Genomic DNA, 26,579 nt, shown 5'->3' with positions numbered 1-26,579 from the left:
TCATCATCAGGCGCAGCAGCCAAGGCTCATGCGCGCCCGCAGCGAAGCGAGGACGCGCATGAGCATGATCCCCCTCGCCACGCCGCCGGACGCAGGCTTCGGCAACGACCCGTGGTGGGTCATCGGCCTGAAGGTGCTGCTGGTCTTCGTCTTCCTGGTCGTGCTGACGCTGTTCAACATCTGGTGGGAGCGCCGGGTGGTGGCCCGGATGCAGCACCGGATCGGCCCGAACGTGCACGGCCCGCAGGGTCTGCTGCAGTCGCTCGCCGACGGCATGAAGCTGATGTTCAAGGAAGACCTGATGCCGAAGGGCGTCGACAAGCTCGTCTTCGTCGCCGCCCCGGTGATCGTGTCGATCCCGGCCTTCCTGACCTTCGCGGTGATCCCGTTCGGCCCGACGGTGAAGATCCCGTTCACCGACACCTACACCCGGCTGCAGATCACCGACCTGCCGGTCTCGGTGCTGTACGTGATGGCGGTCGCCTCGATCGGCATCTACGGCATCGTGCTCGGCGGCTGGTCGTCCAACTCGACGTACTCGCTGCTCGGCGGCCTGCGGTCCAGCGCCCAGATGATCTCCTACGAGGTCGGCATGGGCCTGGCGCTGGTGACGGTGTTCCTGTTCGCCGGCTCGATGTCCACCTCGGACATCGTCGCCGCGCAGGGCTCGAACCAGTCGATCAACCTGTTCGGGGCGGACATCCCGATCCCGGGCTGGTACGCGTTCCTGCTGTTCCCGTCGTTCGTGATCTACGTGATCTCGATGGTCGGCGAGACGAACCGGGCGCCGTTCGACCTGCCGGAGGCCGAGGGCGAGCTGGTGGCCGGCTTCCTGACCGAGTACTCGTCGATGAAGTACGCGATGTTCTTCCTGGCCGAGTACATCAACATGGCGACCGTGTCCGCGCTGGCGACCACGCTGTTCCTGGGCGGCTGGCGGGCGCCGTGGCCGATCTCGATCTGGGACGGCGCGAACTCCGGCTACTGGCCGGTGCTGTGGTTCGTCGGCAAGATGATGTGCTTCATCTTCTTCTACATCTGGCTGCGCGGAACGCTGCCGCGACTGCGCTACGACCAGTTCATGAAGCTGGGCTGGAAGATCCTGATCCCCGTCTCGCTGGGCTGGATCCTGCTGGTCGCCACCGTGCGCGCGGTCGGCCGGGAGACCACTTTCAGCAGGACGACGCTGCTGGTCGCGGCCGCCGTCGTGCTGGTGATCGCGGTCGTCACGATGTTCATCCCGCAGAAGCCGAAGCCCGAGAAGCTCACCGAGGACGACCGTGCGAAGGACTTCGACGCCTTCGCCGGTGGCTACCCGGTGCCCCCACCGCTCGTTCACACGGACAGCCGAAGCGAGTCTGACACCCGGAGCAAGGAAGGCAGCCGTGGCTAGTGTCAAAGAATCCCTCTGGGATCCGGTAGCCGGGTTCGGGGTCACCTTCCGGACGATGTTCCGCAAGGTGTTCACCGAGCAGTACCCGTTCGAGAAGAAGCCGACCGCACCGCGCTTCCACGGCCGCCACCAGCTGAACCGCTGGCCGGACGGCCTGGAGAAGTGCGTCGGCTGCGAGCTGTGCGCCTGGGCCTGTCCGGCGGACGCGATCTACGTCGAGGGCGCGGACAACACCGAGGGCGACCGCTTCTCCCCGGGTGAGCGCTACGGCCGCGTCTACCAGATCAACTACCTGCGCTGCATCCTCTGCGGTCTGTGCATCGAGGCCTGCCCGACCCGGGCGCTCACCATGACCAACGAGTACGAGCTGGCCGACCGCACCCGCGAGTCCCTCATCTACGAGAAGAAGGACCTGCTGGCGCCGCTGCTGCCCGGGATGCAGGAGCCGCCGCACGAGATGCAGCTCGGCAGCACCGAGAAGGACTACTACCTCGGGCTGACCGGCGCCGCCGCGCCGGCCGAGGGTGGTGACGCGAAATGATCGGCCTCGTCACCGGCGCCCAGGTGGCGTTCTGGATGCTGGCGCCGATCATGGTGCTGGCCGCGATCGGGATGGTGCTGGTCCGCAAGGCGGTGCACTCCGCGCTGCTGCTGGCCACCGTGATGGTCTGCCTGGCCGCGCAGTACGCCGCCCAGGACGCGCCGTTCCTGTTCGCCGTGCAGATCATCGTCTACACCGGCGCGATCCTGATGCTGTTCCTGTTCGTGCTGATGCTGGTCGGTGTCGACGCGAGCGACTCCCTGGTGGAGACGATCCGCGGACAGCGGCTGCTGGCCGGGCTGGCCTTCATCGGCTTCGGGGCGCTGCTGGTCGCCGCGGTCGGCAACGCGATCTACGGCAACCCGACCGGGCTGGCCGACGCGCAGCCGGACGGCAACCCGAAGGGGATCGCGCAGCTGCTGTTCGGCAAGTACGTGTTCGCCTTCGAGGTGACCTCGGCGCTGCTGATCACCGCGGCGCTCGGCGCGATGATGCTGGCGCACCGCGAGCGGCTGACCAAGAAGCGCACCCAGCGCGACCACGCCGAGGACCGGATCCGCAAGTACGCCGAGTCTGGCGTGCACCCGGGTCCGCTGCCGACGCCCGGCGTACTGGCCCGGCACAACGCCGTCGACACGCCGGCGCTGCTGCCGGACGGGTCGATCGCACCGACCTCGGTTTCGCGGGTGCTGCAGGCCCGTGGCACCGTGTTCCCCGAGTCCGAGGAGCGCGACGAGGTCCAGAAGGTCCGCGAGATCAGCGAGGGCGACCCGGGTGACCGGGTCCCGTCCGAGCCCGAGAGCACGGATCTCTCCGGATACGGCGAAGGAGACAAGCTGTGACCACCGAGCCGTACATCGTGCTTGCGGCGATCCTGTTCAGCATCGGCGCGCTCGGCGTGCTGGTGCGCCGTAACGCCATCGTCGTCTTCATGTGTATCGAGCTGATGCTGAACGCCTGCAACCTGGCGTTCGTCAGCTTCGCCCGCCAGCACGGCAACCTCGACGGCCAGATCGCCGCCTTCTTCGTGATGGTGGTGGCCGCGGCCGAGGTGGTCATCGGGCTGGCGATCATCATGGCCATCTTCCGCACCCGTCGCTCGGCCTCGGTCGACGACGCCAACCTGCTCAAGTACTGAGGTAATCACCGATGAGTCATGAGCTGATGTGGCTGCTGGTCGCGGTCCCGGCCGTGTCCGCGGCGATCCTGCTGCTCGGTGGCAAGGCCACCAACGCGTGGGGTCACCTGCTGGGGACGCTGGCGCCGCTGATCTCCTTCGCCTTCGGCGTCGTGCTGTTCTTCCAGATGCAGGGCCTGGGATCCGAGGAGCGGTCCGAGACGGTCCGGCTGTTCGAGTGGTTCTCGGTCGGCGGCATCACGGTGGACTTCTCGCTGCTGATCGACCCGCTGTCGATCCTGTTCGTGCTGCTGATCACCGGGGTTGGTTCGCTGATCCACATCTACTCGATCGGCTACATGGAGCACGACCCGCGGCGGCGCCGGTTCTTCGGGTACCTGAACCTGTTCATCGCGGCGATGCTGCTGCTGGTGCTCGCGGCCGACTACCTGCTGGTGTTCGTCGGCTGGGAGGGTGTCGGCCTGGCGTCGTACCTGCTGATCGGGTTCTGGCAGCACAAGGACTCGGCCGCGGTCGCCGCGAAGAAGGCGTTCGTGGCGAACCGGGTCGGTGACATCGGCCTCTCGCTCGCGGTGATGAGCATGTGGGCGCTGTTCGGCTCGTCCGCCTTCGTGACCGTCGACGCGGGCGCCGAGGGTCTGTCGAGCACCTGGGCCACGCTGCTCGGCCTGATGCTGCTGCTGGCGGCCTGTGGCAAGTCCGCGCAGGTTCCGCTGCAGTCCTGGCTGCTGGACGCGATGGAGGGCCCGACCCCGGTGTCGGCGCTGATCCACGCGGCGACCATGGTCACCGCCGGCGTCTACCTGGTGGTCCGCTCGAGCGCGATCTACGAGCACACCGAGGCCGCGTCAACCGCGGTCGTCATCGTCGGTACGGTGACCGCGCTGACCGGTGCGATCATCGGTTGCGCCAAGGACGACATCAAGAAGGCGCTGGCCGGTTCGACGATGAGCCAGATCGGCTACATGATGATCGCCGCCGGCCTCGGTCCGGTCGGTTACGCCTTCGCGATCTTCCACCTGCTCACGCACGGCTTCTTCAAGGCCAACATGTTCCTCGGCGCCGGCTCGGTGATGCACGGCATGAACGACGACGTGAACATGCGGCACTACGGGGCGCTGCGGAAGTACATGAAGGTCACCTACGTGACGTTCGCCTTCGGCTACCTGGCGATCCTCGGCATCCCGCCGTTCTCCGGCTTCTTCAGCAAGGACCACATCATCGAGGTCGCCTTCGCGGAGAACACCGTGGTCGGTGTGTGTGCGCTGCTCGGCGCCGGCATCACCGCGTTCTACATGACCCGGCTGATGATGATGACGTTCTTCGGCGAGAAGCGCTGGGAGAAGGACGTGCACCCGCACGAGTCGCCCAGCGTGATGACCGGTCCGCTGATCATCCTGGCGATCCTGTCGCTGGTCGGCGGTGCGCTCTACTTCGTCAACGACTGGATCGTCACCTGGCTGGAGCCGGTGACCGGATTCGAGGAAGCCCACCCGCCGATCAGCGCGCTGGCGATGACGGTGATCATCCTCGCGGTCGTGGTCGTCGGCGCTGCCATCGGCGTGCTGCTGTTCCGCCGCGACATCCCGCGGGAGGCGCCGGTCAAGGTCTCCCCGGCCACCACCTTCGCCCGTCGTGACCTGTACGGCGACGCGCTGAACGAGGCGGTCCTGATGCGTCCGGGCCAGTACCTCACCCGGACGCTGGTCTGGCTGGACAACCGCGGTGTGGACGGCCTGGTCAACGGGCTGGCCGCGTTGTTCGGCGGGCTGTCCGGCCGGCTCCGCCGGTTCCAGACGGGCTTCGTCCGTTCCTACGCACTCAGCATGGTCTTCGGCGCCGCATTCGTGGTCGTCGCCCTCCTCGCGGTGAGGTTGTCGTGAACATCGGTTGGCTGACCCTGTTACTGCTCCTGCCGTTCGTCGGGGCACTGGCGACGATGCTGGTGCCGGCGGCGAAGGCGCTGCTGGCCAAGCAGGTCGCGCTCGCGTTCTCGCTGGTCACGCTGGTGCTGACCGCGATCATCGCGATCGGCTACCAGCGCAACGGCGCCGCGGACTACGCCGAGACGCACACCTGGATCGAGCCGTTCGGCGCGCACTTCGCGCTCGGCCTCGACGGTGTCGGCATCGTCCTGGTGGTGCTGACCGCGCTGCTCACCCCCATCGTGATCATCGCGTCCTGGAACGACGCGCAGGACGGCCGCTGGTCGGAGAAGTCCTTCTTCGCCTGGATCCTCGGCCTGGAGGCGCTCTCGCTGGGCGTGTTCGCCGCCACCGACGTGTTCCTGTTCTACGTGCTGTTCGAGGCCACGCTGATCCCGATGTACTTCCTGATCGGCGGCTTCGGCGGGGCGCAGCGTTCGTACGCCGCGGTGAAGTTCCTGCTGTACTCGCTGCTCGGCGGTCTGCTGATGCTGGCCTCGGTGGTCGGGCTCTACGTGCTCTCGGCCCGCGCCGGCGACCCGTCGTACCTGCTCACCGACCTGATGAAGCTCGACATCAGCCAGAACACCGAGCGGTGGCTGTTCCTCGGCTTCTTCTTCGCGTTCGCGGTGAAGGCGCCGATGGTGCCGTTCCACACCTGGCTGCCGGACGCCGCCGCCGAGGCGACGCCGGGCACGTCGGTGCTGCTGGTCGGCATCCTGGACAAGATCGGCACCTTCGGGATGATCCGGTTCTGCCTGAGCCTGTTCCCGAACGCGTCCGAGTGGGCCACGCCGGTGGTGCTGGTGCTGGCGCTGATCTCGGTCCTGTACGGCGCCCTGGTGGCGATCGGCCAGACCGACATCAAGCGGCTGATCGCCTACACCTCGATCTCGCACTTCGGCTTCATCGTGATGGGCATCTTCGCGCTGACCTCGCAGGGCCTGACCGGGTCGACGCTCTACATGTTCAACCACGGCCTGTCCACGGCGGCGCTGTTCCTGGTCGCCGGGTACCTGATCTCGCGGCGCGGCTCGGCCCGGATCGCCGACTACGGCGGTGTCGAGAAGGTGGCCCCGGTGCTGGCCGGCACCTTCCTGTTCGCCGGCCTGTCCAGCCTGGCGCTCCCCGGCCTGTCGCCGTTCATCTCCGAGTTCATGGTGCTGGCCGGGACGTTCAGCCGGCACCGGGCGCTCGCGGTGATCGCGGTGCTCGGTATCGTGCTGGCCGCGCTCTACATCCTGATCATGTACCAACGCCTGATGACCGGGCCGGTCCGCGACGGGATCGAGAAGCTCAAGGACCTGAACGTGCGCGAGGTGGTCGCGATCGCGCCGCTCGCCGTACTGATCATCGGCCTGGGGATCTTCCCGAAGCCGGTGGTGGACATCATCAAGCCGGCGGTGGAGTCGACGATGCAGCACGTCGGCGTCACTGACCCGGCTCCGGAGATCCCCGTGACGGAGGGACAGAAGTGATCGCGCACGTGCTGCCGCTGGCGGACTTCACCGCGCCGAAGATCGAGTACGGCGAACTGATGCCACTGCTCGTCGTGTTCGGCGCAGCCTGCGCCGGTGTGGTCGCCGAGGCGTTCCTGCCCCGGCCGCTGCGGCACCTGGTCCAGCTGGCGATCACCGTCGTGGCGATCGTCGTGGCCGGGGTGCTGACCGCGATCCTGATGGCCGACAACACCGAACTGATCGCGGCGCAGGGTGAGATCTCGGTCGACGGCCCGGCGTTGTTCACCTGGGTCGTCCTGCTGGCGCTGACGCTGATCAGCGTGCTGCTGTTCGCCGAGCGGTCGGTCGACGGCGGACTGTCCGCGTTCGCCGGCCAGGCGGCCGCCGTACCGGGGTCCGAGGCCGAGCGTGAGGGTACGGCGGCCAGGGTCGAGCACACCGAGGTCTTCCCGCTGACGCTGTTCGCGGTCGGCGGCATGATGCTGTTCGCCGCGGCCAACGACCTGCTGCTGATGTTCGTCGCGCTCGAGGTGTTCTCGCTGCCGCTGTACCTGCTCTGCGGGCTGGCCCGGCGGCGCCGGCTGATCTCGCAGGAAGCGGCGATGAAGTACTTCCTGCTCGGCGCGTTCGCGTCGGCGTTCCTGCTGTTCGGGATCGCGCTGCTCTACGGGTACGCCGGGACGATGTCGCTCGGCGGGATCTCGGACGCGCTGGCGGCGCAGACCGGTGGCGACGCGATCCTGCTCGCCGGAACCGGCTTGCTCGGTGTCGGCCTGCTGTTCAAGGTCGGCGCTGTGCCGTTCCACTCCTGGACCCCGGACGTCTACCAGGGCGCGCCGACACCGGTCACCGGGTTCATGGCGGCCTGCACCAAGATCGCCGCGTTCATCGGGCTGATGCGGGTCTTCTACGTCGCCCTCGGCGGTACCCGCTGGGACTGGGCGCCGATGATGTGGATCGTCGCGATCCTGACCATGGTGGTCGGCTCGATCGTCGCGATCACCCAGACCGACGTGAAGCGGATGCTGGCCTACTCGTCGATCGCGCACGCAGGCTTCCTGCTGACCGCGTTCATCGGTCTGGCGCAGGCTGGGAACGGCGTCACCAGCGGGATCACCTCGACCCAGGCGGTGCTGTTCTACCTCGTCACCTACGGCTTCCCGACGGTCGGCGCGTTCGCCGTCGTCACGCTGGTGCGGGACGCCGGCGGTGAGGCGACGCACCTGTCCCGGTGGGCCGGGCTGGGCAAGAAGTCGCCGCTGCTGGCCGGCATCTTCGCGTTCTTCCTGCTGTCCTTCGCCGGGATCCCGCTGACCGCGGGCTTCACCGGGAAGTGGGCCGTGTTCAGCGCGGCCTGGGCCGGTGACGCGTGGCCGCTGGTGGTGGTCGCCGTACTGTGCAGCCTGGTCGCCGCGTTCTTCTACGTCCGGGTGATCGTGCTGATGTTCTTCTCCGACCTCCCGGCGGACGCGCCGGACGTGGCCCTGCCCGGGTGGCAGACCACGACCGCCGTCGCCCTCGGTCTCGCCGCCACGGTGGTTCTCGGCCTGGTCCCCGGACCGGTGCTCGAGCTGGCGGCCCGCGCGGGTGAGTTCATCCGTTGAGTCCGAAACCGCTGCCGGCCGAGAGCCTGGGCTTCGCGTTCGCCGACGAGGCGCTCGAAGCCCGGGTTCGTGCCGGGCTGGAGTCGGTCGAGCAGGCGCTGCGCGACTCGACCCAGTCCGAGGCGCCGTTCGTCACCGCGGCCGCGCAGCACGTCATGGTTGCCGGCGGCAAGCGGTTCCGGCCGCTGCTGGTGCTGCTGGCAGCCGAGTTCGGGCCGGAGCCGGCCGCTGACGACGTGGTGAAGGCGGCCGTCGTGGTCGAGCTGACCCACGTCGCGACGTTGCACCACGACGACGTGATGGACGAGGCGGCGCTGCGGCGTGGCTCGTCCACCGCGAACGCGGCCTGGGACAACTCGGTCGCGATCCTGTCCGGCGACTGGCTGTTCGCCCGGGCCTCCGACCTGGTCGCCGACCTCGGCCCGGAGGCGGTCCGGATCCAGGCCCGCACCTTCGGCCGGCTGGTAGAGGGCCAGATCCGGGAGACCCTCGGCGTCGCCGAGGGTCAGGACCCGCTGGCGCACTATCTGTCCGTCGTCGCCGACAAGACCGGCTCGCTGATCGCCACCTCCGCCCTCTTCGGCGCCCGGAACGCCGGTGCGCCCGACGAGGTCCAGGAGGCGCTGCGGGCCTTCGGCGAGGAGATCGGCGTCGCGTTCCAGCTGGCCGACGACATCCTCGACATCGCCTCGGAGTCCGGCCAGTCCGGCAAGACTCCCGGCACCGACCTGCGCGAGGGTGTGCCGACCCTGCCGGTGCTGATCTTCCGCGCCCAGGCCGACCCGTCCAACCCGACGGACGCCCGCCTGCTCGAGCTCCTCGACTCGGACCTGACCGACGACGCCCGCCTGGCCGAGACCCTCGAGCTGCTCCGCGCCCATCCGGCGTTCCGGCAGGCCGAGGACGACGTACGCCGCCGCGCGACCGACGCCCGCAAACTCCTCTCCCCGCTGCCCGAAGGCGCCGCCCGCGACGCCCTCGACTCCCTCTGCGACCTGGTAGTCACCCGCTCCGTCTGACCGACATGCGAACCGCCGGTCGGGGAACCCGCCCGCGGCTAGGGTCTGGTGGGTGAGCGAGCGCACCCTGGCCGGTGGCCGGTACCTGTTGAGTGATCGGCCGCTGGGCGTCGGTGGGATGGGGACGGTGTGGAAGGCGTTCGATCGCGTTCTGCAGCGTGAGGTCGCGGTCAAGGAGCTGCGGATTCCGGAGGGGTTGAACCCGGAGGAGCGCGAGAAGTTGCGGGCCCGGGCGCTGCGGGAGGCACGGGCCGCGGCGGGGCTGGACCATCCGGGGATCGTCACGATTCACGACGTGATCGACGAAGGTGGGCGGCCGTGGATCGTGATGCGGCTGCTGCCCGGGCAGTCGCTTGATCAGGGGGTGCGGGCCAACGGGCCTCTGAGCCCGCGGGGTGCGGCCGAGCTCGGGGTGCGGCTGGTCGAGGCGCTCGCCGCGGCGCATGCCAAGGGCGTGCTGCACCGGGACGTGAAGCCGCAGAACGTGATGCTGGGCGGCGACGGGCGCTGGATGCTGACCGACTTCGGCATCGCCTCGGTCGCAGGCGCCACGCGCACCCTGACCGGAACCGGGATCGTGACCGGCACGCTTGGGTACATCGCACCGGAGCGGTTGTCCGGCGGCGAGCCCGGCCCTGCGGCGGATCTGTGGGCGGTGGGTTCGACGCTGTACTTCGCCGTCGAAGGACAGCACGCGTACGACTACGACGACCTGCCCGCGATGATTGCCGCCGTACTGACCCGCGATCCCAACCCGCCGAAGCACGCCGGACCGCTCGCGCCGGTCATCGCCGGCCTGATGGAACGCGACCCGGCCAAGCGACTGGACACCGAGACGGCACGGAAACAACTACTCGCCATCGCCGGCGGCTACCCCACCTTCGAGAACCCGACTGCCCAGCTCCCCGACGCTGACAAACCCACCGAGAAGCACGCCCCCGGAGGCACCAGAGTGCTACCACCCGGCGGTGAGCCGGGGGCTGTTGTTGGTGGCGACCGTGTGGTGCGGGCGCTGACGTGGCTGCTGGGTGTGTTGAACGCCGCGATGGGGGCGCTACTGGCCCTGATCTTCTACGGTTTGTCGGACGGGATGCCGGTCTGGATTGCCGGCGCGCTGGCTGCGGCGATCGCGATCGGTGCAGGGATCGGAGCCTGGCTCGCGCCCGGCCTCGCGCGGCGGGTCGGTCTCCCCGCGGCATTGACCGGAAGCTCGGTGCTGATGGGCGAGTCGATCCTCGGCGCGGGCGCGTTGGCAGAGCCGGAACGGCCGATCGCCGCGGTCGTGCTGTCTGCGGTCGCCCTGGTGTCGTACACCGTCTGGCTTCGGCTGTCCCGGACTCTGCGACAGCGCATCGCGCCGACGGAGATGCTCAGCCGGGTGACCAAGATCTACCGAGCAACGGGCGTCGCCGGATTCCTGCTCGGCGCGGCCGCCGCGGTCGTCTACTTCTGGCTCGCCGAGACGCGGCACTTCGACGACAACTATGTCCTCAGGCTGCTCATCACGGCCGGCATCGTCGTGACCCTGGCCGCCCTGCTCGCGATCCCCGCCGTTCGATCCGCAGCGACCACCCCGGTGCGGCGGTCGACGCTCGCGGCCGCCGTCGTGGTCGCTCTCGTCATCCCGGTGGTCGTCGGCGTCCAGGCCACGGTGCGGTACCTCGACAGCCTGGACGACTTCACCGCCGTACCGGATGTCTGCGGGTCGTCCGTGCTGTCGGAGGACCGCGTCGCGGAGTTCGTCGCGGATCCTCCGGAGCCGGACAAGAACGCCTACGCTAACGAGATCTCCTGCCAGTGGCAGCGCCTCGACGACGAAGGTGAATACGGCAACGCCGCCGAGCTCTACATCAACGTCAAGAGGTACGACGACTCGAGCGCGGCCGCCGCCCGGCTGCAGGCCGAGCGCGACGACGCGGGTCGCGACGGCGACGCCGTCGACGAGGTGCAACTCGGCGACGACGCCGTTCGTACTACCGACGACGATGGCAGTGCCCCCGAGGACCTGGACGGCTACAGCTACCTGGTCCGCATCGACAACGTCGTAGTTCGAGCCGATGCCGATCAGGCGCAAGGGCTCGGACTCCCCGACTACGCCACCCTGGAAAAGCTGGCGACCGACCTAACCAGCGAGATCGAGAGCCGCCGGCCGAGCCGCTGAGAAATCCGGTGACGGCATCAATCCGGCACCAGCGCTATCAGGTCTGAGCTGACGGCCTGGGTTGGTGGCGCTGTGGCTCGTCGACCTGACGAGCTGGTGCCGAGCTCAGTGCCACGGTCCGACGGTTTCCGTGGGTGGACGGGGACGGGTGACTGGGCTTTCCCGCGCGCCCCAGATCGCCAGGCGGGCTACGCCTGGTGAGGTGACGGCGCCGAGGTCGGGCGCCCGGGTCGGGGATCGTGGCGCGGACGTGGCCGCGGAACTGATGTCATAGCGCGCCGGTTGGTAGTGGTCTCGGAGTACTTGTGCGGGAGTTGCCCAATCGGGACGGGACACGTGGACAACCTCGTCGACGATCTCGATGTGCCAGTGGCCGGAGTGCAGGTCGAGGTGGTGGCGCTTGCAGAGCAGGACGAGGTTGCCGACGGCCGTGTCACCTCCGTCGACCCAGTGAACGAGGTGGTGGGCTTCGCACTGGATGGGTGGTGCGCCACAGACGACGCAACCGCGATCACGGGCGTTCAACGCCAGTCGCATCGGACCGGTGACCAGACGCCTGGTGGTGCCGACATCGAGTGGTTGGGACTTCGAACCCAGCACCACCGGGATGACCTGGGCGTCACACGCGAGCCGACGGACAGTGGCCGCGGACAGCCCGTCGCCGAACACTGCGTCACCGATCGCACCGGCGGCCGCCGACCTGAGCGAGTCGTAGTCGATGGTGACGGTGAGGTGCGCTTTCGGTCCGTGCCCAGGGAAGTACCCACCGGCCGGATCGCCGCCCGTCGAGGTATCGCCGGTGCCGGGCCGGGGGCCGACTGTGCCGGCACCACTTCTCGGCATGCGGGCGGCTGTGGCGGGGGAGGTTGCCGCTTCGGCGTTGGTGGCTTCGCGGGTGATGGCGTCGGCGGCCTTCGCTTCGGTGGGTGCTGCGTTCAGGGCGTCGGCCGCGGTGGTTGTGGTGTGGTCAGCGCTGGTGCTGTCGGACGAGGTCGGCGTGCCGCCGCTGGTGTGGATGACGGCGGCCGCGGTGCTGAGGAGGTTGCTGAGGGCGTCGGCCTGGCGCTTGTCGCGGGAGCGCGGGTCCGGCTGGTCGTCGCAGGTCTTGCGAGGCTTGGCGCCCGCGTGGACGAGGGTGCGGAGGAGTTCCGCGTTCTCGTTGGCAAGGTAGCCACGGAATCGCACGCCCTTCTCGGCGGTGTGGAGGGTCAGTGACTCCCGGTGGTAGGCGCGCTGCTCGTCCGGTTCCGGGCCGTCGGTGTCGAGGACATTGCGCATCCGGTCGCCGGCGGCGCGGAGCTCCCTGGGGGTGAAGGTGCGGGCGAGCTTCACCAGTTGACGCGCGGCGGCCTGGACGTCCTCGACCGGGACAGAGGCCGAGACCTTCTCCAGGGCGGACACGATGGCCGCGGCCTGGGCCGGAGTCACCGGACGCTCGTGCCGCGGTCCCGGGCGATTGCTATCAGCAACCAACCCAGGGACCGTGGCCGTCTCGTCGGCAGCGGCCTCACCCGCGTCGACCTGGTCCTCGAAAGGGCGCGCCGGGTCTGCGAGGGCGTCGGCTACTGCGTCGTACTTGGGAAGGGTGGTCGCGAGTCGGAGGTCGTGGCGGGCCTGCGCGGAGTCGAGGCGATAGCGCGTCGACAGGAATCGGGCGGTGTCGCCGGCGCCGAGCTCCCTGGCGTACCCAGAGGCGTCGAGGTCGGCGATGAGCTGCAGGTAGTAGGTCTCCAGACGGTGGAGCTCGGCGACGGTCGCGTCGAGGCGCGACAGCTTCTCGCTGTCGGTCATCGACCAGGCGGGCTGTTCGCCGAGGATCTCCATGCCGACCACCCTAGACACATCGGCCGACACTTCTCAAAGCCAGAACTCCCTTATTTTGAAGGGATTCTTGTCCACAGGACATATCCCCAAGTTGTCCACAGAACTCAAGTCGCGTGCGCCGGCGGCCTGCTCGCTGGTAGCCGCTAGCGGTTCTGCCAGGTGGGGCTTTCGACGTAGTGGTTGTCGTAGAGGTTGCTGGTTTTGGCGAGCTCGGTTGGTGCGGTTTCACCGCGGTAGACCGACTCCAGCAGGCGGTAGTAGTCGAAGCGTGGCTTGGCGTGGGTGAGGACGAAGAGGACCTCGGCGTCCTCGGAGCCGGCTGCTTCGAAGGCGTGCGGTGTGTCCGGCGGTACGACGAGGAAGTCGCCCTGGGCCAGCGTGATCACGTCCTCGCCGGTGAGCACCCGGAGCGAGCCGGTCAGCACGAAGAACAGCTCGGCGGCCTCCTTGTGCAGGTGCGGGGGAGCACCTTCCTTGCCGGGCTTGAAGATCGACCGGTGGCTGGTCAGGTGCCCGTTCGTGTCGGGTACGTCGGCGAAGAGCGTGACACCGCTGGCGGACAGGACCTCGGCCTCGGCGGCGCGGATCAGGACAGGCTTCATGATGGTCTCCTACGAGTTAGTTGCTGACGGCATCGACGAGCGCCGGTGCCGGGTTCTTGCGGGCGGTGCGGGCGAGGAAGGCGGTCAGGACGACGCCGGCGGCGGCGATCAGTACGGCGACGCGCAGGCCGTGGGTGGTCGCCGTACGCAGGGCGTCGCCGCTGAGGCCGTCGACACCCCGATTGGCGATGGCCACGAGGACGGCGAGCCCGACCGCGTTGCCGACCTGTTGGCCGGTCGACGCGATCCCGGACCCGATGCCCTGGTACTCGGCGGCCACGCCCGTGGACGCGGCGGCGTACATCGTGGTGAACGCGCTGCCCTGGCCGAGCCCGAGGATCAACAGTGCCGGCACAAGGACGCCGTACGACGCCGTGGTGGAGATGACCAGGCCGAGGAGCGCGGTGCCGGTGCCGGCGACTGCGAGGCTGACGGCGAGCGTGCGGTGCAGGCCGAACCGGGTCGCCAGCCGCCCACCCAGGTTCGCGCCGATGAAGATCGCGACGGTGGGGACGAGGTACGCGAGGCCGGTCTCGAGCGCGCTGTAGCCGTGGATGTCCTGGAAGTAGACGGTCTCGAAGTACAGCAGCGGCCCGAGCGTCGCGGCGAACATCGTGATCACCAGGACGCCGGTGCGCAGGTTCCGCACCTTCAGCAATCCCAACGGCAGCAGGGGATCCGGCGACCGCAGTTCGATCACGACGAACGCCGTCAGCAGTACGGCGCCGACCGCAGCGGCGACCAGGCTGACGACGTCCCACCCCGTGGCCGGACCCTGAACCAGGGCGAACACGACTGCCGTGATCCCCGCCGTCGCCGTCACCGCACCCGGTACGTCGAACCTGCGGCCACTTCTCGCGGCAGCGTCAGCCGAAAGCAGGACGAACGCAGCGACCACTCCGAGACCGGCCAGCGGCACGTTCACGAAGAACACGGCCGGCCACCCGAAGGACTGCGTCAGCACACCGCCCAGCAGCGAGCCGAGCGCCATCCCGCTGCCCCCGGCCGCGCCCCAGATGGAGAAGGCCCGGTTGCGTTCCCGGCCCTCCTCGAAGAGCGTCCCGATCAGCGACAGTACGGCGGGAGCGAGGATCGCACCGCCGAAGCCTTGGACCGCGCGGGCCGTGACCAGCAGCCCGGGGTCCGTGGCGAACCCGCCGGCCAGCGACGAGACGCCGTACAGGAAGAGGCCGAGGATGAACATCCGGCGGCGGCCGAGCAGGTCGGACATCCGGCCGCCGAGCAGCAGGAAGCCGCCGAACGCGACCGCGTACCCGCTGACCACCCACTGCAGGTTGTGCGCGGCGAAGCCGAGCTCCCGGCCGATGTCCGGGACGGCGACGAACACGATGGTGTAGTCGATCGCGATGATCAGCTGCGCGAACGCGAGCAGAGCCAGCACAAAGGCCTTATTTTGGATATCAGACATCCAGAATCAACTCCGGCGGAAACGGTTGACGGCAAGGAAGGTTCAGGACTTGAGGTTGGCGAAGCGGGAGCGGGCGTTGCCGGGAGCCTCGGGGGACTGGCTCACCACCCGGTCGGCGATGTCCGCGATGCTCTGGCCGGCCAGCTCGCGGCGGTAGGCCAATTCGGCCGACCGCATCGCCTGCGAGACCAGGCAGACCTTCGTGTAGTCGGCCTTCGGGTCTGCGCCCGGACCGGCTTTCAGGATCTGCATGCACCGGAAGGCTTCGTCCGGCCCGTCGATGGCCACGACGATGTCGAGCAGCGAGATGTTGCGCGGGTCGCGGGCGAGCTGGAAGCCGCCCTTCGGCCCGGAGATCGAGGTGAGGATGCCGGCCCGGGTGAGCGCCTGGAGCTGCTTGTTCAGGTACGCCGTGGGAAGGTCGTAGAAGGCGGCGAGGTGCTTGGCGGTGACCGGCCGGCCGGGCAGCCAGCTGAGGTTCACGCAGCTGTGCATCGCCCATTCGACGCCCTCGTTCATCTTCATATCCTGGATACTAAATGTCCTGAATAGATGGAGTCAAGAGGCCCGGCGCCAGGACGCCGGGCCTCCTGGGCGTAGCTCAGCTACCCACGCGGCCGCCGTCGCGACGCCAGACGCAGGCGATCGCCGGGCGCGGGTAGTCGTGCGTGTGCGGCCAGGTCGAGGTCGGCTTCTCGAAGGTCGCGCCGTCGGTCTCGCCCGGGTGCTGGACGGCGACGAACGCGGTCTTGTCGTCCTCCGACACCAGCGGGCCGCAGGCCTCGGAAGCGAACGGCACGGACAGGAACTGCTTGACCTGGCCGCGGTTCGGGCCGGCCACCGGGACGGTGAAGATACCGTCGTTGGAGCCGAGCACGTTGCCGTCGGTGGAGATCCACAGGTTGCCGGAGCCATCGAAGGTGACGTTGTCCGGGCAGGAGATCGGGCTGACCTTGGACTTGTCGAAGCCGCCGAAGTAAGTCTCCTGCGCGGCCGGGTCGCCGCAGACCAGGAACAGGGTCCAGAAGAAGCCGGTCTTGGCCGCGTCGTCGGCCTCCTCGGTCATCTCCAGGATGTACCCGTTCCGGTTGCCGGACTGCTCCACCAGCGGAGCGCCGAGGCTCGGGCGGGTGTGCGACTTCGCCAGCGGGTTGGCCTCGTCGACCGGGAAGGTGCCGCCGCGGTTGGAGTTGTTCGTCAGCGCGGCGTAGATCCGGCCGTTCTTCGGGTTGCGCTCGATGTCCTCGGGCCGGTCCATCCGGGTGGCGCCGACCTTGTCGGCCGCGGTCCGGACGTCGATCAGCACGTCGGCCACGCTCATGCCGTCGATGAACGACTTCTTGTCCGTGGTCAGCGGGATCCACTGGCCGGTGCCGTCGTACACGCCGTCCGCGGCGCCGTCACCGGTGAACTTGGCGACGTACAGGGTGCCCTCGTCGAGCAGGCCGAAGTTCTTCTTCCGGTCGTTCTCGTCGTACTTGCCGGTCGAGACGAACTTGTAGATGTACTCGCCGCGCTCGTCGTCGCCGAGGTACGCCGCGATCCGCCCGTCGGCGGTGATCGTGATGGTCGCGCCCTCGTGCTTCATCCGGCCGAGCATGGTGCGCTTCTTCGGGGTCGACTTCGGGTCGTACGGGTCGACCTCGACGATCCAGCCGGCCCGGAAGACCTCGGTCGGCGTCTTGGTCAGGTCCCACCGCGGGTCGACAGTGCTCCACTCGCGGGCGGTCTTGGTCACCGTGGTCGGGACGCCGTACCGCTTGTAGCTGTCGACGTACTGCGCCGGGATCGCGCCGGTCACGTCGTAGTAGCCGTTGAAGTTCTCCTCGCCGGACAAGATGGTGCCCCACGGGGTGACGCCGCCGGCGCAGTTGCCGAAGGTGCCGTAGGCAACCTTCCCGACGCGCGGGTCGGCGGCGGCCGGGCCGGTGACCTCGAACTTGGAGTTCGCGGTGATCCGGCGGTTGTACTTCGAGCCCTGCTTGTCCAGGCGCCACTCGCCGCTGCGGCCGACCCGCTCGATCTGGACCACGGCCATGCCGTGCGCGGCCAGGCCGATCTTCGCGATCGTCTTCTGGTCGTACTTGCCGGTCGGGAACATCAGGTTCTCGTCGGTGTACTCGTGGTTGCACACGAGCAGCGCCTTCCGCTCGTCGCGGAGCGGCACGATCATCGTGTAGTCGTTGTTGTAGCCGAACTGCTTGGCCTGCGCCTCGGGGGTCTGCTTGTAGACGTCGAACTTCGGCGCACCGGCCTCGACCGGGTCGCCCCAGCCGATGATCACGGACTGCTCGTAGCCGCGCGGGATGACGATGTCGTCCTTGCGGTTCGGCGGTACGACGTCGTGCGTCAGCGCACCGGGCTTGCCGAAGCCGGGGAACGCGCCGTTGCCCGAGTCGCCGAAGCCGGCGCCGGCCGACTGGTCGGCGGCCGCGGGGGTCAGGTTGGCGGCGAGTGTCCCTACACCGGCGGCCGCGACTCCGGCGGCGCCGACCTTGAGGACGTTGCGGCGGGAGAACGCCGACCGCATCACGCTCTGGATGTGCTCGTTGCCGGAGGTGTTCGGCTCCGGGTGGTCACACTGGTTGGCGCACTTGAGCTCGCAGGTGCGGAAGCTTCGGGACCCGTGGCGGGTGCCGATCTGGCTGATCAGCGGCAGGAACTTGGTCACGCCCGGGACCCTAGGGAGGTCAGGCGGTGACTGAGTGAAGGTCAGGTGAACGTCGCAAGGCTTAGGTTGCCCTAAGTAGCAAGGAGAAGCCGAACAGTCACACTGCGGAAGCAGTCAGCGCGGTCCGCTCCAGCGACTGGATCCGGCGCCGGTGCATCATGCTGTCCCAGGTGAACAGCGCCAGCGCGAACCAGACCAGCCCGAACCCGGCCCAGCGCATCGGCGACATCGCCTCGTGGTACAGCAGCACCGCGAGCGCGAACTGCATGCTCGGCGTGATGTAGTTCAGCAGCCCGAGCGTCGTCATCGACACCCGGGTCGAGGCCGCGCCGAACAGCATCAGCGGGATCGACGTGATCGGCCCCGCCAGCATCACCACGATCAGGTACCAGGCGCCGTGGTCCGCGACCGTCGACTGGCCCTGCAGCCCCAGTACGACAATCGCCCCCAGCGCGACCGGTGCGACGGTCGCGGTCTCGATCGCCATCCCCTCGATCGCCCCGGCGCCGGCCTTCTTCTTCGCCAGCCCGTACAGGCCGAACGAGAACGTCAGGATGATCGCCACCCACGGCGGCCGCCCGTTCTCGATGGTCAGCCCGACGACCGCGAGGAAGGCGATCGTGAGCGCGGTCCACTGCCACCCGCGCAGCTTCTCCTGCAGCACCAGGACGCCGAGCAGCACGGTGAACAGCGGAGTGATGAAGTAGCCGAGGGACGTCTCCACGATCCGGTCGTTGTGCACACCCCAGATGTAGGTGCCCCAGTTGACCGAGATCAGCACCGCCGCCCCGATCAGCGGCCACCGCCGCCGCGGCTCCCGCAGCAACGCCTTCACCTGGCCGAACTTCCGCAGTACGACGACCAGCAGCGCGATGGTCACCATCGACCAGAGCACGCGGTGGGAGAGCACCTCGATCGCGCCGGAGTTGCCCAGGAGCTTCCAGTACAGCGGGAACAGGCCCCAGACCAGATAGGCGGTGAGGCCGTAGACGAACCCTCTCCGCTGCTCTGGCACGTGCTACACCCTATGCCTGCAGTCAGTGGCATCCAAACGGTTTGCTCATGACGTGAGACGGGGTGGCCGTGATCGGCCGCCGTCGCTGCGGACCGGCTGGCGTGATGGGGTTGGATAGAGAGGTGAACACGAGGAGGCACGCGTGGGTGTGAGGACCGGTCTGGTCTCGGTGACGTTCCGCCAGTTGCCGGCCGACGAGGTGGTGGAGGTCGCAGCCGGCGCCGGGCTGGCGGCCATCGAGTGGGGTGGCGACGTGCACGTGCCGCTCGGGAACCTGGTGACCGCCAAGCGGGTGAAGGCGCTGTGTGACGACCGTGGGCTCGCGATCGCGGCGTACGGGTCCTACCTGCGGGCCGGCAGCGTCGACCGCGAGGAGATGCGGTCCGCCGTCGCCACCGCCGAGGCGCTCGGCGCACCCCGGATCCGGGTCTGGGCCGGCAACGTCGGTACGGCGGACGCGGGGGTCGGCGACCGGATGGCGGTGACCCGCGGCCTGGCCGAGCTCGCGGACATGGCGGCCGGCTCCGGGATCGACATCGCGATGGAGTTCCACCGCAACACGCTGACCGACGAGGTCGACTCGACCATCACGCTGCTGCTCGACGTCGGCGCGCCGAACCTCAAGACCTACTGGCAGCCGCCGGTCGACCTGTCCGACGCCGCGTGCCTCGAGCAGCTCGAAGCACTCATGCCGTGGCTGACCACCGTGCACGTCTTCTCCTGGTGGCCGTCCAACAACCGCCTCCCGCTGTCCGGCCGCGAGTCCCTCTGGCGCCCGGTCCTCCACCGCCTCGCCGCCGAGGACCGCGAGATCAACGCCCTCCTGGAATTCGTCGCCGACGATTCCCCCGACCGATTGGCCAAAGACGCGGCAGACCTGCACTCCTGGATCTGAAAGGAAAGAAAGGGGTGTGCTCGACCGGCTGGTCACCACATTTGGTTGCCTGGGGTTTGTCAGAAAGTTTCGCTGAGGGGTGGTCAAGGGGTGGATTGTGCCGTAATGCTGGGCGCGACAGGTTCCTTCACCGCCCCGGAGGTGTCCGATGTCCCGACTCTTCAGCAAACCCCTGCCGCGGATCGCGGCGATCCTGATGTTGTTCGCGGCGATGCTGGCCGCGACGGTGACCACGCAGATGGTGACCGCCACCAAGGCCCATGCGGACGGTTGTTACACGTGGGGTCGCACGTTGTCGCAGGGGATGAGTGGCGAGGACGTGCGGCAGCTGCAGATCCGCGTGGCCGGCTGGCCCGGGTACGGCGGTCATCTGGCGACGGACGGTGCTTTCGGGCCGGCCACGAAGGCGGCGGTGCAGCGGTTCCAGTCGGCGTACGGGCTCGGTGCGGACGGGATCGCCGGGTCGGCCACGTTCAGCAAGATCTACTCGTTGCAGGACGACGACTGCACGCCGATCCACTTCACGTACTCCGAGCTGGACGACGGCTGCGGCGGATCCGGGTTCGACGGCGGGCCGCTGAGCGAGGCGGCGACCAAGGCCAACGCGCTTCAGACCATGTGGCAGCTCGAGGCGATGCGGCACGCGCTCGGCGACGCGCCGCTGAACGTCAGTAGCGGGTTCCGCAGCATCGCGTGCAACAACGCGGTCGGTGGCGCGAGCAACAGCCAGCACCTGTACGGCCGGTCGGCCGACCTGGTCGGCTCGCACTCGCTGTGCACGCTGGCCAAGCAGGCCCGCTACCACGGTTTCGGCGGCATCTTCGGCCCGGGCTACCCGGGTCACAACGACCACACGCACGTCGACATCCGCACGTCGAATGTCTGGGACGCGCCTAACTGCGGAGTTTGAGCAGATCCAGGAGTGAAACGCCGGCGGCCCGGTCCAGGTGGTGGGCAGTCAGCCCCACCTGCCGGGCCGCCAGCACATCCAGCTCGAGGTTGTCGCCGATCATCACCGTGTCGGCGGGCTCGACGCCCAGCGCCTGGCAGGTCTGGAGGTAGGCCTGCGGATCGGGCTTACTGACCCCGAGGCTCTCCGACGTGCAGACGACGTCGATCAGGTCGGCCAGCCCGATCGCGGTCAGCTTCGCGTTCTGCTGTTTCGTGGACCCGTTCGTCAGGATCCCGATGCGCATTCCGTTGCTGCGGGCAACCTCCAGTGCCGGCCTGGCGTCCGGGTAGGCGGCCCAGCTTGCCTGGTAGTGACGTAGGTATCCGGTGTAGATCAGGTCCAGCTCGTCGTCGAGCGCCGGGACCGGATGCCCGACCAACGGCAGGAAGTCGCGCAACCGCCCGCGGCGCTGACCCTGATGGGTGACCGTCCCGCTCAGCCACTGGCTGAAGTTGCGTTCCTCGACGACGAACCACTGCGCGACCAACTCGTCCGACGGAGTCCCGCCGAGCTCGGGCACCCAGCTGTTGATCGCCGCCGTGGACGACGCCGTGTGGTCGAAGAGTGTGTTGTCGAGGTCGAAGACGACCGCCTTCATGCCCGGACCAGGGAGTCGCGGTTGAGCTCGCGATGATTCGCGTACCCGGACAACGCCAAGGTGAGGTCGAGCTCGGCCAGGAAGCACCGCAGGACGTGCTCCACACCCGCCTGCCCGGCCAGCGCGAGCCCGTACAGCAGCGGTCGCCCGAGCAGCACCGCCTTCGCGCCGAGGGCGAGCGCCTTCGCTGCGTCCGCGCCAGTTCGGACACCGGAATCGAACAGCACGGTCAGTTGCTCGCCCACCGCTTCGGCGATCGCCGGCAGCGCGTCGAGTGAAGCAATCGCGCCGTCGACCTGGCGGCCGCCGTGGTTCGACACCACGATGCCGTCGACACCGTTCTCGGCCGCGAGCTTCGCGTCGTCGACCGCGGTGATGCCCTTGAGCACGATCGGGCCGTCCCAGTTGTCGCGCAGGAACGACAGTTCGTCCCAGCTCAGCCCGACGTTCGGGAACATCTGGGCCCAGTGCATGACCGCCGCGGCCGGGTCCTCGGCGACCGGCTTCACCAGCTTGGCCTGGAAGGCAGGGTCGCTGAAGTAGTTCGCCAGCCCCTCACCCTTGAGGAACGGCAGGAATCCGCGGTCCAGGTCGGCCGGGCGCCAGCCGAGGGTCCCGGTGTCCAGGGTGACGACCAGTACGGCGTACCCGCTGGCTTTCGCGCGCTCCAGGAAGCTCAGGCAGACGTCGCGATCGGTCGGCCAGTAGAGCTGGTACCACTTGCTGCTCGCCTCGATCTGCTCGAACGCGTGACTCGCCTGCGTCGAGTGCGTGTAGGTGAGCCCGAGCGCGTCGGCCGCCCGCGCGGTCGCCAGCTCACCGTCCGGGTGGGCCAGCGTCTGTACGCCGATCGGCGCGACCAGCACCGGCGCCGGCATCGCGGTACCGAGGATGGTGCAGGACAGGTCGCGCTCGGTGCTGCCGCGGAGCATCCGCGGCACCAGCCGCCAGCGCTCGAACGCGGCCTGGTTCGCCCGCGCGGTCGCGCCGCTGCCCGCGCTCGGCACGATGTACCCCATCGCCTCGGCGGACAGCTTCCCCGCGGCCTGGGACTCCAGCCGGGCCAGGTCCGTGGTGATCTCCGGCGTGATGCCTTGCAGCATGCCCTGCAGGTAGATGCCCAGCTGATGGTCTCCGAAGTTGCCCATGCCGGATCCTTGCATGGCCGGGCGGTCCGCACCACATGCGACAATCACGTGTGAACAGCTTGGTGACTCCTGACAGTCGTACGACGACGCGGCACGTCGGGCCGGCGTTGTTCGCGCTGGCGACCGGCGGGTTCGCGATCGGGACCACCGAGTTCGTCACGATGGGGCTGCTGCCGCAGATCGCCGACGGGATGAACATCTCGATCCCGACGGCCGGGCACGTCATCTCGGCGTACGCGCTCGGGGTCGTGGTCGGCGCGCCGGTGATCGCGGCGCTGGGCGCGCGGACCGGGCGGAAGCGGCTGCTGCTCGGGCTGATGGCGGTGTTCGTGCTCGGCAACGTGCTGTCCGCCGTTGCCTCCAGCTACGAGTTCCTGATGGCCGCGCGGTTCCTGACCGGGGTGCCGCACGGAGCGTTCTTCGGGATCGGCGCGGTGGTCGGCGCCTCGCTGGTGCCCACCCGGCGCGCCTGGGCGGTCTCGATGACCATGGTCGGCCTGCCGGTGTCGAACATCATCGGCGTCCCGGTGACCACGCTGATGGGGCAGAAACTCGGCTGGCAGGCGCCGTTTCTGGCCGTCGGTGTGCTCGGGCTGCTGACGCTGGTGGCGGTGTGGTTCTGGGTGGCGCCGCAGCCGATCGGCAGTGACGTCAACATCCGCAGCGAGCTCAGCGCGCTGGCCCGGCCGCAGGTGTGGATGGCGCTGCTGGTCGGCATGGTCGGGTTCGGCGGCATGTTCGCGACGTACTCCTACATCACCCCGACGATGACGGAACTGGCCGGTTTCTCCGCGGCCGCGGTCACCATCGTGCTGGCCGTGTACGGCGTCGGCATGACGTGCGGCACCGTGGTCGGCGGCCGGCTCGCCGACCGGGCGCTGATGCCGAGCCTGTACGGCGGCCTGATCGCGATCATGGTCGTGCTCGGCACGTTCGGCTGGCTCGCGCAGAGCAAGCCGGGCGCACTCGCCGGGGTGTTCGCGATGGGGTTCTCGGCGAGCATCCTGGTCCCCGCGCTGCAGACCCGGCTGATGGACGTCGCCCACGAAGGACAGTCACTGGCCGCCTCGCTCAACCACTCGACGCTGAACATCGCGAACGCGCTCGGCGCCTGGCTCGGCAGCGTCGTACTGGCTGCCGGCTACGGCTACGAGTGGCCCAGCCGCCTCGGCGCCGCCCTCGCCCTGGCCGGCCTGGTCCTCGCCCTGATCTCGGGTTTCATGGACCGACAGGGGACTCGCCTGAGGGCCTGATCACCAGCGACTTGGTTGAATCGGGGTATGGCGACCTTGGCGTTGAGCGCGGCCGACGAGGTACGGCGGCGCGGACTGCAGCAGATGCGGTCGGTGGCGTTGTCGTTGCTGGTGCTGGCCGCGGTGATCTACCTGGTCACGCTGCACCGCGACGGCGGCTGGGGCTACGTGAACGCGGCCGCCGAGGCCGCGATGGTGGGCGCGCTGGCGGACTGGTTCGCGGTCACCGCGCTGTTCCGCCGGCCGCTCGGGCTGCCGATCCCGCACACCGCGATCGTGCCGACCCGCAAGGACAGCCTGGCCGAGAGCCTCGAGCAGTTCGTCACCGAGAACTTCCTGTCCGAGGAGGTGGTGGCGGAGAAGATGCGCACCGCCGAGGTGAGCCGCCGGGCCGGTGAGTGGCTTGCCTCCGGCAACCATGCGGAGCGGATCGTGGCCGAGGGCGCGCGGACCATCGGCGCGGCACTGCCGAGGCTCGAGGACGAGGACGTCACCGCGTTCGTGCGCGGGTCGCTGCTGCCGCGGTTCGTGAAGGAGCCGCTGAGCCCGATCGCCGGCCACTTCCTGGAGTCGGTCGTCGACGACGGCGCGCACCACGCGCTGTTCGACCTGCTGATCGTCGAGGCGCACGACTGGCTGCGCGACAACCGGGACCTGCTGGCCGAGGTGGTCGGGCCGCGCGCGCCGCGCTGGTCGCCGCAGTGGGTCGACCGGCTGGTGATCGACCGGATCCACCGCGAGGCGCTGGCCTGGCTGACCGACGTACGGGACGACCAGTCGCACGCGGCGCGGAAGGCGATCGACCGGCTGCTCGGCCAGCTCGCCGACGACCTGCAGCACGACCCGGAGGTGATGGGTCGCTTCGAGGCGTTCAAGGCCCGGATGCTGACCCATCCCGACATGGGGTCGAGCCTGACTGCGGTGTGGGACGCCGTACGGACTGCGCTGATCGACTCGATCGCGGATCCCGCGAGCACGCTGCGGGTCCGCGGTACCAAGGCCCTGCAGGACCTGGGCGCACGGCTCCAGGAGGACGAGGCGCTGCGGTCGAAGGTGGACGACCGCGCGGCCGAGGCGGTCGGGTACGTGATCCGCACTTACGGCAGCGAGATCGTCTCGGTCATCTCCGACACCATCGAACGCTGGGACGGCCGCGAGGCCGCCGCCCGGATCGAGCTCCACGTCGGCCGCGACCTGCAGTTCATCCGCATCAACGGCACCGTGGTCGGCGCCTTGGTCGGACTGATCATCCACACAGTCAGTGAGCTGCTGTGACCTTCATCCCCGACTTCGGGGATTTTGAGGTTGCGTTCCTCGGTGTCGGTCATTGGGTGGCGGCGACGACGAGAAGGGAGGCGCCGACGGCGAGGTCGATGACGCCGCAGTACTCCGACCACGAGCGGTTGACCACCTTGTTGATGCGGAAGTGGTACGCGTCCCAGGCGCCATGACAGAGCCAGCCGAGGCCGGCCAGGAGGACTGAGCCGGTGGCGACGGTGAGGATCGTCATCGCGCCGAAGAACAGCATGCCGGCGGTCTCGAGTGTGAAGGTTGGCTCGGCGTAGCGGCGCCGTACGATCGCCCACACCCACAGCACGCCCAGCACGACCGTCATGCCGACACCAGGCGCGACCGCCCACACGTCCAACCGATCCAGTGTGTGGAAGACCGACGCCACCACACTCAGTACGGCGAAAGCGACCCAGGCGGTCCACGGACGCCCGATCGCGTACGCGAAGAGGTAGATCCCGGCCATGGTCGCGACGGCCGGCCCGAAGAACTCCGCCTCCCGATCCGTCACGATGATCAGCGCGAGTGCTCCGGCGATGGTGACCAAGGCCAGCGCGGTCGGCCACCTGGCCGTCAGCCCCCTGTTCGTCATGGCCCGATCCTCCGGAACACCCCCGGTCAAGGTGTCCGGCCCGCGTCGATCAGGTCCGGATCCCTGCGGAAACGGACCGGAATCCTGCGGTCAGCCGGCCCGCTCCCGCCGGTACGTCGACGGAGGTACGCCGTACCGGTCGAGGAACGCCTGGCGCAACGACTCGGTCGACCCGAACCCGCACTGCCGCGCGACCGCCGCGAGCGAAAGCTCCGCCGACACCACGAGCTGCGCGGCCGCCTCGGTCCGGACGCCGCGCACGTACTGCGCCGGCGTCCGCTCCACGTGGGTGAGGAACAACCGCGACAGATGCCGCTCGCTGACTCCGGCGAACCGGGCCAGCGCCGGCGTGCTCAGGTCGGTGCCGAGATGGCTGACGATATGGTCCCGGATCCGCCGTACCAGCAGGTCCCCGCTCAGCCGGGTCGCGACGAACATGCTCATCTGCGACTGCCCACCCGGCCTCTGGAGGTAGGCGACCGTGCCCATCGCGACCCCGCGGGCCAGCGCCTCGCCGTGGTCCTCCTCGATGAACGCCAGCGTCAGGTCCAGTGCACTCGTGACGCCGCCGGATGTCGCGACGTGGCCGTCTCGGACGTAGATGGGGTCGGCGTCGACCTGGACCTCCGGGTAGTTCGCGGCGAGGTGGTCGGCGTACATCCAGTGCGTAGTCGCGCGTCGCCCGGTCAGCAGGCCGGCCTCGGCCAGCACGGTCGCGCCGGTGCATGCTGACGAGACCCGACGGGCCAGCGCAGCAAGACGCCGTACGTGCCCGACCAGGCGGCGATCCGCCGCAGCCTTCTCATGCCCGAGCCCACCGGACACCAGCAACGTGTCGAAGGGTTCCTTGAACCGCTCGAGCGCCGCGTCGGCCTGCAGCCGCAGCCCCGAGTCACACGTGACCGCCTGCCCGCCCAACGTCAACAGCACAGCCTGGTACGGCGGACTCGCGCCGATCCGGTTGGCGATGTCCAGACACGACGTCACGCAGGCGATGTCCAGCAGTTCGACACCGTCGTACCCCACCACCAGCACCACACGCTGATCCACCCAGCCACGCTAGCCTGCA

23 protein-coding genes are annotated in these 26,579 nt (G+C 68.9%); 13 read left to right on the top strand and 10 right to left on the bottom strand.

Features of this window, described 5'->3' with window-relative positions; all coding sequences use genetic code 11:
- Positions 1-58 precede the first annotated feature (58 nt).
- The 9 genes from nuoH to AB0H36_RS21115 are packed head-to-tail and all read left to right on the top strand — an operon-like array spanning position 59 to position 11,241.
- A complete protein-coding gene (nuoH, locus tag AB0H36_RS21155; RefSeq protein ID WP_360525686.1) occupies positions 59-1,393 on the top strand; it encodes an NADH-quinone oxidoreductase subunit NuoH in 1,335 nt (444 codons plus the stop codon).
- Positions 1,386-1,934, top strand: coding sequence for an NADH-quinone oxidoreductase subunit NuoI (nuoI, locus tag AB0H36_RS21150; protein ID WP_360525683.1), 549 nt, complete (start codon positions 1,386-1,388; stop codon positions 1,932-1,934). The genes nuoH and nuoI overlap by 8 nt, the downstream gene beginning before the upstream one ends.
- On the top strand, positions 1,931-2,776 hold the full coding sequence (locus AB0H36_RS21145) for an NADH-quinone oxidoreductase subunit J (RefSeq protein WP_360525680.1): 846 nt from the start codon (positions 1,931-1,933) through the stop codon (positions 2,774-2,776). Before nuoI ends, AB0H36_RS21145 begins: the two co-directional genes overlap by 4 nt.
- A complete protein-coding gene (nuoK, locus tag AB0H36_RS21140; protein ID WP_360525677.1) occupies positions 2,773-3,072 on the top strand; it encodes an NADH-quinone oxidoreductase subunit NuoK in 300 nt (99 codons plus the stop codon). The genes AB0H36_RS21145 and nuoK overlap by 4 nt, the downstream gene beginning before the upstream one ends.
- An 11-nt stretch (positions 3,073-3,083) precedes the next feature.
- On the top strand, positions 3,084-4,955 hold the full coding sequence (gene nuoL, locus AB0H36_RS21135) for an NADH-quinone oxidoreductase subunit L (protein WP_360525674.1): 1,872 nt from the start codon (positions 3,084-3,086) through the stop codon (positions 4,953-4,955).
- Positions 4,952-6,475 carry an NADH-quinone oxidoreductase subunit M gene (locus tag AB0H36_RS21130; RefSeq protein ID WP_360525671.1) on the top strand — a complete coding sequence of 508 codons (1,524 nt, stop codon included), beginning with the start codon at positions 4,952-4,954 and terminating at the stop codon, positions 6,473-6,475. The genes nuoL and AB0H36_RS21130 overlap by 4 nt, the downstream gene beginning before the upstream one ends.
- Before the next feature lie 59 nt (positions 6,476-6,534).
- Positions 6,535-8,061: an NADH-quinone oxidoreductase subunit NuoN gene (gene nuoN / locus AB0H36_RS21125; RefSeq protein ID WP_360525806.1), complete on the top strand. Its 1,527-nt coding sequence runs from the start codon at positions 6,535-6,537 to the stop codon at positions 8,059-8,061.
- On the top strand, positions 8,058-9,080 hold the full coding sequence (locus AB0H36_RS21120; RefSeq protein WP_360525668.1) for a polyprenyl synthetase family protein: 1,023 nt from the start codon (positions 8,058-8,060) through the stop codon (positions 9,078-9,080). Before nuoN ends, AB0H36_RS21120 begins: the two co-directional genes overlap by 4 nt.
- A 52-nt stretch (positions 9,081-9,132) precedes the next feature.
- Positions 9,133-11,241 carry a serine/threonine-protein kinase gene (locus AB0H36_RS21115; RefSeq protein ID WP_360525665.1) on the top strand — a complete coding sequence of 703 codons (2,109 nt, stop codon included), beginning with the start codon at positions 9,133-9,135 and terminating at the stop codon, positions 11,239-11,241.
- Positions 11,242-11,346: 105 nt separating this feature from the next.
- On the opposite strand, the gene AB0H36_RS21110 is transcribed toward AB0H36_RS21115, so the two are convergent.
- The 6 genes from AB0H36_RS21110 to rarD form a co-directional block, all read right to left on the bottom strand.
- Positions 11,347-13,065, bottom strand: a complete 1,719-nt coding sequence (locus tag AB0H36_RS21110; protein WP_360525662.1) for a DUF222 domain-containing protein — start codon at positions 13,063-13,065, stop codon at positions 11,347-11,349.
- Between the two features lie 143 nt (positions 13,066-13,208).
- Positions 13,209-13,667 (bottom strand): cupin domain-containing protein, encoded by a 459-nt coding sequence (locus AB0H36_RS21105; protein WP_360525659.1) that lies wholly within the window; start codon positions 13,665-13,667, stop codon positions 13,209-13,211.
- A gap of 16 nt (positions 13,668-13,683) precedes the next feature.
- Positions 13,684-15,096 (bottom strand): MFS transporter, encoded by a 1,413-nt coding sequence (locus tag AB0H36_RS21100; protein WP_360525656.1) that lies wholly within the window; start codon positions 15,094-15,096, stop codon positions 13,684-13,686.
- A gap of 42 nt (positions 15,097-15,138) precedes the next feature.
- On the bottom strand, positions 15,139-15,621 hold the full coding sequence (locus AB0H36_RS21095; protein ID WP_360525653.1) for an Rrf2 family transcriptional regulator: 483 nt from the start codon (positions 15,619-15,621) through the stop codon (positions 15,139-15,141).
- Between the two features lie 76 nt (positions 15,622-15,697).
- Positions 15,698-17,767: a PhoX family phosphatase gene (locus tag AB0H36_RS21090; protein WP_360525650.1), complete on the bottom strand. Its 2,070-nt coding sequence runs from the start codon at positions 17,765-17,767 to the stop codon at positions 15,698-15,700.
- A 97-nt stretch (positions 17,768-17,864) separates the two neighbouring features.
- Positions 17,865-18,782, bottom strand: a complete 918-nt coding sequence (gene rarD, locus AB0H36_RS21085; protein WP_360525647.1) for an EamA family transporter RarD — start codon at positions 18,780-18,782, stop codon at positions 17,865-17,867.
- A 142-nt stretch (positions 18,783-18,924) separates the two neighbouring features.
- Here rarD and AB0H36_RS21080 point away from each other — a divergent pair, with 142 nt between their 5' ends.
- Together AB0H36_RS21080 and AB0H36_RS21075 are read left to right on the top strand one after the other, a co-directional pair.
- Positions 18,925-19,677: a TIM barrel protein gene (locus AB0H36_RS21080; protein ID WP_360525644.1), complete on the top strand. Its 753-nt coding sequence runs from the start codon at positions 18,925-18,927 to the stop codon at positions 19,675-19,677.
- Between the two features lie 148 nt (positions 19,678-19,825).
- Positions 19,826-20,587, top strand: coding sequence for a D-Ala-D-Ala carboxypeptidase family metallohydrolase (locus tag AB0H36_RS21075; RefSeq protein ID WP_360525641.1), 762 nt, complete (start codon positions 19,826-19,828; stop codon positions 20,585-20,587).
- Here the strand turns inward: AB0H36_RS21075 and AB0H36_RS21070 are convergent.
- Both AB0H36_RS21070 and AB0H36_RS21065 read right to left on the bottom strand, forming a co-directional pair.
- Positions 20,571-21,227, bottom strand: a complete 657-nt coding sequence (locus AB0H36_RS21070; RefSeq protein WP_360525638.1) for an HAD family hydrolase — start codon at positions 21,225-21,227, stop codon at positions 20,571-20,573. The two genes, AB0H36_RS21075 and AB0H36_RS21070, sit on opposite strands and share 17 nt — an antisense overlap.
- Complete coding sequence (locus AB0H36_RS21065) at positions 21,224-22,375, bottom strand: alpha-hydroxy-acid oxidizing protein (protein WP_360525634.1); 1,152 nt, start codon at positions 22,373-22,375, stop codon at positions 21,224-21,226. The genes AB0H36_RS21070 and AB0H36_RS21065 overlap by 4 nt, the downstream gene beginning before the upstream one ends.
- A 50-nt stretch (positions 22,376-22,425) precedes the next feature.
- Here AB0H36_RS21065 and AB0H36_RS21060 point away from each other — a divergent pair, with 50 nt between their 5' ends.
- Together AB0H36_RS21060 and AB0H36_RS21055 are read left to right on the top strand one after the other, a co-directional pair.
- Positions 22,426-23,628 carry an MFS transporter gene (locus AB0H36_RS21060; protein ID WP_360525631.1) on the top strand — a complete coding sequence of 401 codons (1,203 nt, stop codon included), beginning with the start codon at positions 22,426-22,428 and terminating at the stop codon, positions 23,626-23,628.
- 27 nt (positions 23,629-23,655) lie between these two features.
- Positions 23,656-24,903: a DUF445 domain-containing protein gene (locus tag AB0H36_RS21055; RefSeq protein ID WP_360525628.1), complete on the top strand. Its 1,248-nt coding sequence runs from the start codon at positions 23,656-23,658 to the stop codon at positions 24,901-24,903.
- Between the two features lie 49 nt (positions 24,904-24,952).
- On the opposite strand, the gene AB0H36_RS21050 is transcribed toward AB0H36_RS21055, so the two are convergent.
- A complete protein-coding gene (locus AB0H36_RS21050; protein WP_360525625.1) occupies positions 24,953-25,510 on the bottom strand; it encodes a hypothetical protein in 558 nt (185 codons plus the stop codon).
- 90 nt (positions 25,511-25,600) lie between these two features.
- Positions 25,601-26,560: a DJ-1/PfpI family protein gene (locus AB0H36_RS21045; protein WP_360525622.1), complete on the bottom strand. Its 960-nt coding sequence runs from the start codon at positions 26,558-26,560 to the stop codon at positions 25,601-25,603.
- Between the last annotated feature and the right edge of the window lie 19 nt (positions 26,561-26,579).

The organism is Kribbella sp. NPDC050820 (assembly GCF_040653975.1).
Classification (GTDB): domain Bacteria; phylum Actinomycetota; class Actinomycetes; order Propionibacteriales; family Kribbellaceae; genus Kribbella.
Note: the sequence above shows the minus strand (reverse complement) of the source record. Positions and strands in the feature narration are given on the sequence as shown.